General features: G+C 38.6%; 12 protein-coding genes, 3 tRNA genes and 1 pseudogene. 7 read left to right on the forward strand and 9 right to left on the reverse strand.

Features of this window, described 5'->3' with window-relative positions; genetic code table 11:
- Positions 1 to 6 precede the first annotated feature (6 nt).
- From L5M37_RS02240 to L5M37_RS02250, 3 genes are all read right to left on the reverse strand, one after another.
- Positions 7 to 82: transfer RNA gene (locus tag L5M37_RS02240), tRNA-His, on the reverse strand.
- Positions 83 to 91: 9 nt separating this feature from the next.
- Positions 92 to 168, reverse strand: a tRNA-Arg gene (locus tag L5M37_RS02245).
- 117 nt (positions 169 to 285) lie between these two features.
- Positions 286 to 362: transfer RNA gene (locus tag L5M37_RS02250), tRNA-Pro, on the reverse strand.
- Positions 363 to 726: 364 nt separating this feature from the next.
- Between L5M37_RS02250 and folD the strand changes: the two genes are divergently transcribed.
- Entirely contained in the window at positions 727 to 1,581 is an 855-nt protein-coding gene (gene folD / locus L5M37_RS02255; RefSeq protein WP_014610292.1) for a bifunctional methylenetetrahydrofolate dehydrogenase/methenyltetrahydrofolate cyclohydrolase FolD, read from the forward strand.
- Positions 1,582 to 1,708: 127 nt separating this feature from the next.
- Here folD and cysS read toward each other — a convergent pair whose 3' ends face one another.
- The gene (gene cysS, locus L5M37_RS02260) at positions 1,709 to 3,088 is read right to left on the reverse strand and encodes a cysteine--tRNA ligase (protein WP_105252936.1); all 1,380 of its coding nucleotides are present in this window, start codon (positions 3,086 to 3,088) and stop codon (positions 1,709 to 1,711) included.
- A 140-nt stretch (positions 3,089 to 3,228) separates the two neighbouring features.
- Here cysS and L5M37_RS02265 point away from each other — a divergent pair, with 140 nt between their 5' ends.
- Both L5M37_RS02265 and L5M37_RS02270 read left to right on the forward strand, forming a co-directional pair.
- Positions 3,229 to 3,723 (forward strand): peptidylprolyl isomerase, encoded by a 495-nt coding sequence (locus L5M37_RS02265; protein WP_198572192.1) that lies wholly within the window; start codon positions 3,229 to 3,231, stop codon positions 3,721 to 3,723.
- Between the two features lie 8 nt (positions 3,724 to 3,731).
- A complete protein-coding gene (locus L5M37_RS02270; RefSeq protein WP_105252938.1) occupies positions 3,732 to 4,457 on the forward strand; it encodes a UDP-2,3-diacylglucosamine diphosphatase in 726 nt (241 codons plus the stop codon).
- A 167-nt stretch (positions 4,458 to 4,624) separates the two neighbouring features.
- On the opposite strand, the pseudogene miaE (L5M37_RS02275) reads toward L5M37_RS02270, so the two are convergent.
- The 3 genes and pseudogenes from miaE (L5M37_RS02275) to L5M37_RS02285 form a co-directional block, all read right to left on the reverse strand.
- A pseudogene (miaE, locus tag L5M37_RS02275) lies at positions 4,625 to 5,275 on the reverse strand (tRNA isopentenyl-2-thiomethyl-A-37 hydroxylase MiaE); the annotation flags it as partial.
- A gap of 63 nt (positions 5,276 to 5,338) precedes the next feature.
- A complete protein-coding gene (gene miaE, locus L5M37_RS02280; RefSeq protein WP_107402168.1) occupies positions 5,339 to 6,100 on the reverse strand; it encodes a tRNA isopentenyl-2-thiomethyl-A-37 hydroxylase MiaE in 762 nt (253 codons plus the stop codon).
- A gap of 110 nt (positions 6,101 to 6,210) precedes the next feature.
- Complete coding sequence (locus L5M37_RS02285; RefSeq protein WP_263171049.1) at positions 6,211 to 7,194, reverse strand: hypothetical protein; 984 nt, start codon at positions 7,192 to 7,194, stop codon at positions 6,211 to 6,213.
- 906 nt (positions 7,195 to 8,100) lie between these two features.
- Between L5M37_RS02285 and L5M37_RS02290 the strand changes: the two genes are divergently transcribed.
- The 4 genes from L5M37_RS02290 (at position 8,101) to L5M37_RS02305 (ending at position 10,639) form a co-directional block, all read left to right on the forward strand.
- The gene (locus tag L5M37_RS02290) at positions 8,101 to 9,813 is read left to right on the forward strand and encodes a hypothetical protein (RefSeq protein WP_263171048.1); all 1,713 of its coding nucleotides are present in this window, start codon (positions 8,101 to 8,103) and stop codon (positions 9,811 to 9,813) included.
- 65 nt (positions 9,814 to 9,878) lie between these two features.
- Complete coding sequence (locus L5M37_RS02295) at positions 9,879 to 10,046, forward strand: hypothetical protein (protein ID WP_263171046.1); 168 nt, start codon at positions 9,879 to 9,881, stop codon at positions 10,044 to 10,046.
- Complete coding sequence (locus L5M37_RS02300; protein ID WP_263171044.1) at positions 10,036 to 10,326, forward strand: hypothetical protein; 291 nt, start codon at positions 10,036 to 10,038, stop codon at positions 10,324 to 10,326. The genes L5M37_RS02295 and L5M37_RS02300 overlap by 11 nt, the downstream gene beginning before the upstream one ends.
- The gene (locus L5M37_RS02305; RefSeq protein ID WP_263199220.1) at positions 10,307 to 10,639 is read left to right on the forward strand and encodes a hypothetical protein; all 333 of its coding nucleotides are present in this window, start codon (positions 10,307 to 10,309) and stop codon (positions 10,637 to 10,639) included. The genes L5M37_RS02300 and L5M37_RS02305 overlap by 20 nt, the downstream gene beginning before the upstream one ends.
- Before the next feature lie 210 nt (positions 10,640 to 10,849).
- Here the strand turns inward: L5M37_RS02305 and L5M37_RS02310 are convergent, their stop codons facing one another.
- On the reverse strand, positions 10,850 to 11,599 hold the full coding sequence (locus tag L5M37_RS02310; protein ID WP_263171039.1) for a hypothetical protein: 750 nt from the start codon (positions 11,597 to 11,599) through the stop codon (positions 10,850 to 10,852).
- An 81-nt stretch (positions 11,600 to 11,680) separates the two neighbouring features.
- Positions 11,681 to 12,778 (reverse strand): hypothetical protein, encoded by a 1,098-nt coding sequence (locus L5M37_RS02315; protein WP_263171038.1) that lies wholly within the window; start codon positions 12,776 to 12,778, stop codon positions 11,681 to 11,683.
- Between the last annotated feature and the right edge of the window lie 125 nt (positions 12,779 to 12,903).

Consider the following 12,903-nt stretch of genomic DNA (forward strand, 5'->3'; position numbering starts at 1 on the left):
TAAAAATGGGGTGACTGATGGGGCTCGAACCCACGACAACCGGAATCACAATCCGGGACTCTACCAACTGAGCTACAATCACCACTGAAACTGGTACGCCCGGCAGGATTCGAACCTGCGACCACCCGCTTAGAAGGCGGGTGCTCTATCCAACTGAGCTACGGGCGCATGGTTTACAGAATTTTCTGTATCCTAACCGATTTGGAAAGCATTTATGCTAACCCTATCATTTGCCTATTTTAGTTCAAATTATTTTTGAATTCATTGAAGCAAACGACAATAAAGTGGTCGGTGATAGAGGATTCGAACCTCTGACCCTCTGGTCCCAAACCAGATGCGCTACCGGACTGCGCTAATCACCGAAGGTCTTACATTTTACTTGGTATCAACTCAGAGGGTTCCCTCTGGCCCGCTCTCATCCAAAATCTGGATGCACTATCGGACTGCGCTAATCACCGAAGGTCTTATATGACAGTTTCAGCGCAAGATGAACACATCTGCCTGAGAACGGAGCGCATCTTATCCCCTCACTTTACACCCGTCAACGATTTTTTTATCGTTCGACTCTAGGTGCTGAATTATCAGGCTAATCTGTTTTTTTTTATCCACTTGGCAACGGCTTTAACCATGACACAGTAGCTGTGCCCTGTTAAAATAGCCACGATTGCCAATCTCTGTGTTAACTACTGTTTTCACCATCGCCCATATAAAGGATATCCTACACCCATGACAGCCCAAATAATCGACGGCAAGGCGATTGCTCAATCCATCCGCACTAAGCTCAGCGAAAAAGTCACCGCCCGCAAAGAGGCTGGACAACGCGTACCGGGTTTAGCCGTAATATTAGTGGGAGCCGATCCGGCATCACAAGTTTATGTTGGCAGTAAACGTAAGGCTTGTGAAGAAGTTGGATTTATTTCTCGTTCATACGATTTAGAAACAAACTGCACTGAAGATGAATTACTCAACCTGATTGATAGTCTTAATGATGATCCGACAATTGATGGCATCTTAGTGCAACTGCCATTACCCGCACATATCGAAGACTCAAAAGTCATCGAGCGTATCCGCCCAGATAAAGATGTCGATGGATTTCACCCGTACAACGTCGGCCGTTTAGCCCAGCGTATTCCGGTGCTGCGCTCTTGCACCCCAATGGGCATAATGACACTCATCAAATCCACCGGCGTTGATACCTATGGTTTAGATGCTGTTGTGGTTGGCGCATCGAATATTGTCGGCCGCCCAATGACCTTAGAGTTGCTGCTTGCTGGCTGCACCACCACTACTTGCCACCGCTTCACTAAGAATCTCGAGCAAAAAATCCGTCAGGCAGATCTCGTGGTCGTTGCGGTGGGTAAACCAGGCTTTATTCCTGGTGAGTGGATCAAGCCCGGCGCGATTGTAATAGATGTGGGAATTAACCGTTTAGATAACGGCACCTTAGTCGGCGATGTGCAATATGACATTGCAGCGCAAAATGCCAGCTTTATCACTCCAGTCCCCGGCGGTGTTGGCCCGATGACGATTGCAAGCCTATTAGAAAACACCTTATATGCCGCTGAGCAGTATCATGACTAGGTTCTAGGTTCTAGGTTCTAGGTTCTAGGTTCTAGGTTCTAGGTTCTAGCAAGCATAAAAAAACCTGCATGATGCAGGTTTTTTATTTACTGAAGATTTTCTTGAATTAAAAATATAGCGAATAAGCTTATTTCTTACGCCAAGTGGTGCCACTTGGACCATCTTCAAGCACAACGCCCAAAATATCTAAACGATTACGCGCCACATCCGCAGCAGCCCAATCCTTTTCGGTACGAGCACGGTTACGCTCAACGATTAAGGCTTCGATTTCGGCCACTTCATCGTCACTACCGCCGCCTTGAAAGAAGGCCTCTGGCTCTTGGCTTAATAGACCTAACACATCCGCTAATTGCTTCAAGGTGACCGCTAATGCCGATGCCTGTGCCATATCGGTCAGTTTTAAACGATTGATTTCACGCACCATATCAAATAGAACGGAATAGGCTTCAGGTGTATTAAAGTCATCATCCATCGCCGCTTTAAACTTAGCAATAAACTCTTCTGCAGGCGCTGCAACGACAGTTAAGTCGACATCTTTAATCGCGGTATACAAACGCTCTAAGGCTGAGCGAGCTTGTTTCAAGTTATCTTCTGAATAGTTCAGTTGGCTACGATAATGGCCAGATAACAGGAAATAACGCACAGTTTCAGCATCATAGTGACCAAGTACATCGCGAATGGTGAAGAAGTTGCCTAAGGACTTAGACATCTTTTCACGGTCAACCATCACCATGCCAGTGTGCATCCAATAGTTGACGTATGGCGTGTCATGGGCACAGCAAGACTGAGCGATTTCATTCTCATGATGTGGGAACTGTAAGTCAGAGCCGCCGCCATGGATATCAAAATGCAGACCTAAATGTTTGCTGTTCATGGCCGAACATTCGATATGCCAGCCAGGACGACCCGGTCCCCATGGGGATTCCCACGTTGGTTCACCAGGTTTCGACATTTTCCACAACACAAAATCCATTGGATTTTGCTTGGTTTCGTCCACTTCAACCCGAGCACCAGCTTGCAGTTGATCTAAATTCTGGCCCGATAAACGGCCATAATCAGGATATGAGGCCACACTGAAAAGCACATCACCATCGCTCGCCACATAGGCATGGCCACGGGCGAGTAATAACTCAACCATGTCGATGATTTCAGCAATGTGAAGGGTCGCGCGCGGTTCAAAATCGGGGCGCAACATATTTAAGGCATCGAAGTCTTGGTGCATTTCACCAATAAGACGCTCGGTTAAGGCTTCACAGCTTTCGTTATTCTCGTTAGCGCGCTTGATGATTTTGTCATCAACATCAGTAATATTGCGCTGAAAATTCACTTCATAACCCGCGTAACGCAGGTAGCGCACTATCATGTCGAAGGAAACAAAAGTACGGCCATGACCAATATGACAGAGATCGTATATGGTCACACCACACACGTACATCCCGATTTTCCCGGGATTAATTGGCTTAAATTCCTGTTTTTGGCGGGTAATACTGTTGTAAATCTTCAACATCGATATTCTCTTCAATGATACATTCAGGTGTAAAATCAAGGAGTCAGTCTATCACGGCCTGACAGGTTTTGAATACTGCACTTTGCGCGCAATCCGAGATAAGTTAGAATCGCGCCACTATTTACACTGAGTATGAAAACATGATCACATTACACACTAATTTGGGCGACATTAAACTGCAACTGAACGCTGAGAAAGCGCCGTTAACAGTAGCAAACTTCATGAAATATGTTGACGAAGGTTTCTTCGACGGCACTATCTTCCACCGTGTGATAGACGGTTTCATGATCCAAGGTGGTGGCTTCAACGAAGACATGAGCCAAAAGCGTTGTAACGAGCCAGTGAAGAACGAAGCCAATAACGGTTTATCAAACCGTACTGGTACTGTCGCGATGGCGCGTACTTCAGATCCACATTCAGCTACTGCGCAGTTCTTCATTAACGTGAACGACAACACTTTCCTCGATTTTAAATCAGAAACCTCACAGGGCTGGGGCTACTGCGTATTCGGCGAAATCGTTGAAGGCATGGACATTATCGAAAAAATCAAGGCCGTTAGCACTGGCAACCGTGGTATGCATCAAGATGTGCCATTAGAAGCCATTGTGATTGAAAAAGTCAGCGTCGCGGCATAATACGGCGAATGCGAACTCTATTTATAGGCGATCTGCACCTGAGTGCAGATCGCCTTGATATCACCCAAGCGTTCACTCGCTTTCTCGACACTGAACTCGATGATGCTGACGCCCTTTATATCCTAGGCGATTTGTTTGAAGTCTGGGTTGGTGATGATATTGCCTTGCCTTTTGCCCTAGACATCGCCGAAAAACTCAAGCAAGTATCACAAAAGTTACCCGTGTATTTTATCCATGGCAACCGTGACTTCATGCTAGGCAAACAATTTGCGCGCGCCGCAGGCATGCAAATTTTACCCGAAGTCACTCGCCTCAATTTATACGGTGTCGACACTGTAATTTTGCACGGCGACAGCTTATGTACTTTAGATAAGGCCTACCAACGCTTTCGAAAACTGCGCAGTTTATCGCTGTCTCGTTGGCTGTATGGTTGTTTATCCAAGAAAACCCGTCAGGGCATTGCTGATAAAATTCGCAGTAAGAGCAAGAACAGCAATAAGCAAAAAAGCTACACTATCATGGATGTAGAGCCCAATGCGGTCGATGTGTTATTTGCCAAGACACACACTAAGCATATGATCCACGGTCATACCCACAGACCAGCCATTCATCAACTTGCTAATGGCTGTAAGCGTATAGTGGTTGGCGATTGGTATGAACAAGGCAGTGTGCTCAGTGTGAGCGCTGAAGGGATTAATTTACAGTCCTTACCCTTCGACCCTATGATGACCTAAAGGCATTGGCTTAAGTAGGCCTCATTTAGCGTTACTTAAGCTTAAATAGCTTAAATTTTTAGCTTTAATAGCTTGAAAATACTGTGATTAACGGTTTTTTAGAACCGTTAATCGTTTCAGCTATATGGACTTAACTCTACTCGTTTGGGGAAGCAAAACCGTTCAAATTAATTTAATAGAGGCGACCCACTGTGGAAACGAAACTCATCATCCTGCGCCAAAATCAACTCCGCTTCTAACTCGCCAAAGTACTTCACTCGCTCGCTAATATCCTCAGGTGAAACCAACTGAGCTAACGCAAGATAATCTTGATAATGTCGAGCTTCAGAGCGCAGCAGTGACACATAAAACTTACTCAGCTCACCGTCTAAATAAGGCGCGAGTTTAGCGAAGCGCTCGCACGAGCGAGCCTCAATATATGCTCCTACAATCAACTTATCCCGCAAAATATCTTTCTCATGGGTTGTCACATGACTCATCATGCCCTTGGCATAACGACCCGCGCGAATATTGCGGTAATCAATACTGCGCTTGTGCATTAAATCCAATACTTGTTCAAAATGATGAAACTCTTCTTTAATCAAGCGGATTAAAGGTGAAACTAAATTCGCAGCAAACTTAAAGTTGGGCTTAGGTGTAAGGTCAGTTACCAGCTCATTCTTTTTCACATCACGGGCTAAAAAACTCTCCACATCATGTTCTTGCGAATAAATAAACTCTTCATAGGGTTTAGCCCACGCCAACAGAGCTCGACCACTGTCTTTATCTAACGCATATTTTCGTAGCAAAAAAATCGCTGTCTGAGCGGCTTTTAACTCACTTTAAGCATAGGTGTGCATACATTAATAAGTAACTGATTAACAGGTAAATAATAATTAAATTTAATTTATTGGCTTCCCGCTATGAAATTTGAAGTCTTGGTCTGGTGACAGAATAAGCTCCGCTTCAATATCTGCAAAAAATGATACCCTTGCGCAAATATCTTTGTCTGAAATCATTTCAGCGAGGTCAAGATAATCCTGATAATGACGGGCTTCTGAACGTAATAGAGAAACATAAAACTTCCCTAGTTCTGCATCTAAATGTGGAGCAAGCTTAGCAAAACGTTCACATGATCGAGCTTCAATAAATGCCCCTATAATCAATTTATCAACTAATGCATCAGGTTCGAATGGCTTAACATGCTTAAGCAAGCCTTTAGCGTATCGACCTGCATCAATCAATTCGTATTGAATATCTTTTTGCTCCATTTGCTCAATCACTTGATAAAAGTGATGTAACTCTTCCTTTATAAGTAACATCATTCTATCAACTAATTCTTGCCCATAATCAGAATCCTCACGAACAGTTACCTGCTTGATTACATTATTTTTTACCCTAAGTGACTCAATCCCTCCAATTTTTTTATAAGCATAGTCAGCATATGGTCTAACCCAGTCAGATAAGCGAATAGCACTTTCTTTATCAACGGCATATTTTCTCATGAGAGTTACTGCACTCTGAGCTGCTTTTAACTCGCAAACTAGATGATCACGTAAAATCGTAGATAAATTTTCAGGTTTAATTGCCTCTGTAACCCACTCATCGGGTGTTTTACATTTCAAAAAAGAAAGGATTGGTTCTAATAGGGCTTGTTCATACATCGCGGACATCCATTAAATCAAAAATTTGCATGTACTGTATTGTATAAGAACTAGCATCGCTATTCGACAACCATCTTCTTTGTTCTATTTAGATACACTCAATCCAAATGCTAGTAAGCCTTTGTTATTGAACGAATTATTTTAATTTTCCCATCAATTTCACAGCTATGATCAATATGTTCAAAACTGTGGATCATACCTAGTTCCTGAAGCTCTTTCAGTCCTCGCTTAAACAACTTTATATTATTACGGTTGTAAGTTAACTCTGCCTTTTCATTACTGCAATTGACTACTTTTGAGCCTTTCTTACTTAGCTTCTCATCAAGGTCTTTCAACTCTTTATCAGTAAGCAACAATTCTTTACCAAAAGATTTCAAAATCGTAGCAACGCTGAGGGTAAACTCATTCACTGATGCTTTTTTATTGTTCGTTTTCCAATTGTTAGAAACGTAAGTTAAGTAAGCGAACCGTCCTGCTTGTGAGTTAATAGATAAAAAAGTTGTCAAACTAGACTTTTGCTTTTTAGCAAGTTGCGCAAGAACTTGTAATTTTGGCGATACATGTATGGTGCAATTATCACTCTGAGAGTCATAGTGAAAATCAGAAATGAGAGTCATTGCTCCCCAACTATCGTCATTTAGTCTATAGCTAATTTGGCATTTATTGAGCTTTAGAAGTACATCTCTAAGCTCATTCCTGAATGTCTGGCGCATCTTGACAGGTGTGTCGTTAACTTTATGCCTTGGCCAGCAGGCTTTGATGAGTTTAGATGCAGAAAAACTTAACTTACCGCTATGCTCACTAAAACTGTCAATTTGAGAAAATATGTAATGAAAAACAGGGTAATCTCGTAACAGATTCAACTGTGGACCACTAATTGTCATCGTTTCTAAGCCGTTAGAAAGGGAAACATCATGCTCAACATCTTGATATCTCCTTTCATCATCACTATAGCCAATCCCAATTTGATCCTTTTTCTTTCTACTTTCGGGTAAGAAAAGCGGTGTCTCCAAAAATAGCTGCGGGATCTCAAACTCACCAGCGTCAATATTCACATAGTATTCTTTGCCATTTCTAGTTCTAATTTTTTGCATATTTTCCTCGCTAACGTGCTCATATTTATACTGTCGCATAAAAAAATAATGTTTCAATAGCCCCTTGAACTTTTTTTCAGGAAGGCGTTTAAGAGAATACAAAAGGCGTTTAAGAGAACGGAATAGGCGTTTAAGAGAATATTTTGGGCGTTTAAGAAAACACAAAAGGCGTTTAGCAGAACATACACAGAAATGCAAGCAATTGATTTAAAACTAAAAAATAGTTGAAAACCATGCCTGATAAGTTATGAAAAACACATATAAGTTATAAAAATAATAAAATATAAAATCATCGCCCTGAATTTTTAAAATGTTAGATCAATTTATTTAATTAATAGTAACGAGAAACAATAAACATTAACCATATCTAATACAATAAGAGCAAAAGCCTTATCTGTGGTAAAAGCAAAAGCACTTTAAAAGCTCAACATTAAAACATCTCTGATTTATATTCATGAGAGCTGATGGTACACAATAAAAATAATTCCATCATTTCACCATTTCACCATTTCACCAAATAGTTTTATCAATCCATCATTAACATTTTTTAACAAAAAAATATATCAATTATGAATTTTTCACTTTGCGCCTTTGTTATACCAAGTAAACACATTTTTATTTTAAACACATTCTTCAACTAAGCTAAAAAAGTTTACAAACAATAAATAAACCAATACCTAATGACTTTATTCCAAAATTCATTTCTCACTCTTTTAATCTATCGGACTTATGTTACAACTTAAGTAAGCAATGATTAGAGATTAACAAAGGAAACCCGATATAACTACTTCTCTCAAAACAAGTTTTCGATTATACGCACAAGTTTGTATAAGTAGTTTCGGTTTACTTTCACAAAAGTAACAAAGGTTGCTCTGATTGATATTTGCCAATTAAGTAGGAGTAATAATGAAAAATGACAGTGAGAAAAAAACTAAAAATGAGGTAGATTATGAACGTGGTATACGTGAAATTGCCAAACTTAAATCACGAGCCTCAATAAAAGCGGCAGAAGACCAACAAGTAAAACTTCTAGCAGAAAAAGAGCAATTAGAGTTTGATAAACTTATCAAACATGCAGCAAGTAGGTCTGCATCAACATCCAAATCAAAGAATAGAGTTCTCAACAACTTCGCTTATCGCAAAGATCTCGCTAAGATTTTTAGACATAACAACCAGACAAATGGGATACATTACAAACGAAATATCACCGTGCGCTACTCAAGTATGAATTATAACCATAGAAACAACGGGGAACTGAGCTTAAATGCCCTTAATACTTCATTGACACACAGTGCTCGCAAAGAAAAAAATCGTTGTGAAGAATGGCTAGATAATCAATCACATAAAAACATCTACTATGCAGATGGTATTTACTTAACTCATCAGGATTTTGTAAAAAACAGAGAGCAATATTTATCATTTTTTGACGAAGTTAAGCTGATATCTAACAACAAGTCTGATGATAAACACAAAAAGGAATTAGCTAAGTATTCACGCTATCGAAGCAGTTATTTTTGTAAATTGAAAAAGCTATTACCAGCAAGCCATCATAATCATGCTAAGTTTGTTGAGCAGATATCCAAGCTTGAATTACATCAGAATAAATCTTTAGATCTCGGTGAAAAAGCACATAGTGCTTCTGTTTCTAAATTGAAAGCTTACCTTTTGAGGCAATACGAACTACTAGGATTAAGCCAAAAACATCAAGAAAACAAGCTAAGAGTATTTGACAATTACCTATCTCATCGACAAAAGCACCAAGCGTTGCTTGAATCAAGAGAATGCCGAACAGTAAAGAATATCAATTCCACTACTATCTCAGAACAAGTATTCAAGATCCCTCATCGACACGGAGAGTTTAAGGAAATTGGTAAGAAAGAGATGCTTGAAGCTTGTGTTAGCTTTTTTGAAAACAACTTTGATGGTGCGAAGATTGAGCTAGCAGCGTTGCACGCTGATGAAGGGATGAGTGATGATCTGGAAACTGGTCTAAACGCCCATGTATTTATATCGCCAAACGCTAATACTCCTTGGTCGCAACAGTACATCTCTTTTGCTCAACAACAGGCTAAAGCCCATTACTCTGATCAATTTCCAGAGTTGTTGTCCATAGAACCGTCTAAAAAATTACCGCCACAAATATTAGTAGCTTGCGGCCAGATCCTCCAGCTCATGTTCATACAACATTTACAAACACAAGTCTTTGACTTACATGGCATAGGCATCAGGTTTCTTGAGGGAAGTGAGCGAAAAGAGTTCAAAAATATTGTTGGTATGATCGAAGAGAACTTGCCCATACACATGCGTACCCAATCTCGATTTAACATGCTACAAGACAAATCAAATGAACTATCGCAAAGCATAGCCCTTCTATCTGAACAGCTTGATGCAATCAATAATGCTACAGAAGAAAAACAGAAGAAGATGCTCGAAGCGATAGATATTTGGCAACTCCATCCAAGTCAAGAAACAGCCTCTCTGACTCTATTTCAGCTTGAGATGATAAATGAACTCCCTGAAGGCGTAAAAACGGCTCTATTAGATGAAATAAAGTCATTTGAGCAGAAAAATAACATCGATTCAAATGCAAAAATATCGAACAGAATCGGAAAACCATAATTTTCATTACGCTATTGCATAAATGATTTTTTGTGTAACGATGATATAAAAGAGGACAGAATAAAATGAATAAAAATAATATAAATAATATAAAAAAGGCTCTAACTTGCTTATCTAATGCTTATGAGCTTAGTACTAATCAGAAGATTATTTTAGGCTTAGATCCTGAATTAAACATGCTATCAAAAGTCATCAAGAAAAATTTATTTAAGAGAATAAATAATGAGAATTAAACATGAAAATCCAACCACTGATATCCATTTTATTGAAAACGGGATCTTCCATCTTGCTCAGATAGAAGGCCTAATAGAAAAGCCATCTGTGATCATGATGATTCAGCGATTAGAAAAGCTCATAAGCACTGATGATAACTCTGATTCATCTGAAATAAGTAGTTTACTTGAATATCCTCATTCAGAAGAAGTTGAACGAAATCTAGCTTTATTAAAGTTAGAAAACCGTAGCAAAAGCTCTAGCTCAGGAGGTAGTTACAGTGGCAAACCTAAACGTTAGTTTTCAGCGAAGCATTAATTTAATTGAAAGACACTATAAGTGCCATTCAAAGAAGATAAATGAACGAGGCAAAGAGCAAACCTTTAGTCTTGAGTATTTCATTCATTTTTATAAGATATTACTGATTGAAGAGATTAGGCTAATTTTTGATATGGATGTTGATGAGTTTTCCTCACTCACTCAGACAGGAAAATTCCAATCTGAGATCATCAACCTGCTAGATAAAGTGATAATGCTTTTAGCAAATAAAGCTCTAGATGCGAGACTTTACCCTCCTTTACGCACTTATCATAAACCAAAATTAGATCTATAATGGACATTGAAAATCAGGGTTTCATGGTAAATAATTAAATAAGATTGTTACAAATCTAATTACTATCAAAGGTTTTTCCTAAAATAGCGTTCAATAATAACATCAACCTGACTCGACTAACACAACATCTTCAAGCATGAAATATCAGTAAGAATTCTCGATCTAGATAATCTCAATCTGTCAATAACCTTCCGTATTTCAATTTTAGAGTTACTCAGCGATAAGATAGACACTACGATTAAATTCCTCTTCAGGAATAATTCTTATTTCATTTATTTTTAATAACAAATCTGCCAATTGAGATAGCTTATCTTCATTGCTAGAAGTCCAAGAGCTCCTTGGAATCCAAGTTTTAATAACAGGGTTTCCATTGCCATTATGTGTTAAAGGACAATAGGCATTTCCAGTGACAATGACATAATCATTACATTTAAGGCTATTTATTTGATTTGAAAATAATTTCGGGTCTAGATTCTCTCTTATCAGTTCAACTAAAGCACTAATACTATACTGGCTATGCCTACGCATCATTCTCACTAAAGAGTGCTCCGTAAAATAAAACAGCACTCTAATATTGCAATTATTCTCTGCTAAAATAGCAAAAGGATCCGTTGAGTCAATTGATTGACAACAGACTGGGTATAAACGTTCTCCTTTTAAATATGAAACCCCATAATCGTCAACACTAACCCAACCCAATGAAATATAATCTGACACCTCTTTTTTTGATGAGTGCTTTGTAACAATTTTATCGAAAATTGTATCACTAAGTCCATGGTCATTAACCAAACATTGCAGTTCATAAAAATTTTTATTACTTTTCTTCTTTTTCCTAAATTTAATCATGAATTGTTTATTAATCAGGATATAGTTCTCTCTAGCCTTTTTCATTTCCCCCTTTAATATCGCTCTAGCATGACTATCATCATGGACTTTTAGTTTTTCGTTACTAGTATTCATCCTTAACCCTTTTTATTTTTCATGCCAACAAATATCATGACTTATCACTAAGTGTACTCATCAGGTTAAATTACTTAATGACTATAATCCTTGCCATTTTATGTCTATAATTTCCCCATGCTTTTGCCGCAGTTCATCAATACATACCTTTAACCTCGGATCATCATCAGTTATTATCATTATATAGTGAGGCTGAGTGTTAATTTTTAAACTCAAAGAGGCGGCTTCAACAATAGGTTTAATCTGATATGATAGTTTTTCGACATCTGAAATGATAGCTTCTTGACGAGATTTAATCCCTTTCGATTTAAATGTTCTCCCTCCTTTGAATTCCATTATTGAAACCAATTCAGGTAACTTATACTTATCATTTTCAATCGTTCTTTTGTTATTTCCAAAAAGTTGAAATTGTCCGATGAATTTATCACCAAACACTGCAATATCTGGAATATAATATTGGCGTGTTCCATATTTATTACAATTAAAAAAAACTTCTGAAGCTAGCTGAGTATGTTTTAGACCTTTACGTCTAAGTATATGATAAAGCAAACCTACATGAGCACACTCTGGACTATCCTCCTCTGTGGCGACTTCATAAAAAAACTCTGTCCAAGTGGATTTCATATTAAGAAGAGCAAGAGCAGAAATATTTGATGTACAATCTGGAATGCAAAGTTTATGCTCTTTTCGTTTTTCATTCTCCCATATTTCACAATTATCATTTAACTGAGCAAGGTAAGCAAAGTGAACGCCTTGCTTATTGGATACACTAGAGTATTTATCTACATCTTTTTTAGAAAAAGCTATTCCTAGTACTAAAAGGTCTACGCATACTAGCCAAGATTCAACATGCTTACCTGTTTGCTTTTGAAGACTTAGCAGCTTATCAATGTCATGCTGTAAACCTTTCCCTGTATTCTCAACCTCTTTCATATTAGCTAGTGAGTTTCTATGCCCATTTGCACCAGCTTTAAGCTCTATAGAGATTAATCGATCCGTCTCCTCAATGACAAAATCAACTCTTCCACCGTCAACAGCTTCTTCTCTTCGAATCTGATCTTGCTTGTAATTTAATCTACACTGATGGTAAAAAATTGATTGAAAAAGTCCTTCAGAGCCACATACATCTTTTGCCTCAGAAAAAAAACCAATTATTGTTTTCTCAATTTTAGTAGTCATAAAGTGTTTCCTTACACCTGATAATCTTAACTTATTGAGTTATGTCATAAGAGTCAATAGCCTCCTCAGGGCGAGAGCACACTTTGTTAAATCAAGTAACAAGCCCGATTTTTGCTCATTAAGCA

The organism is Shewanella sp. SM69 (assembly GCF_025653985.1).
Lineage (GTDB): Bacteria > Pseudomonadota > Gammaproteobacteria > Enterobacterales > Shewanellaceae > Shewanella > Shewanella oncorhynchi.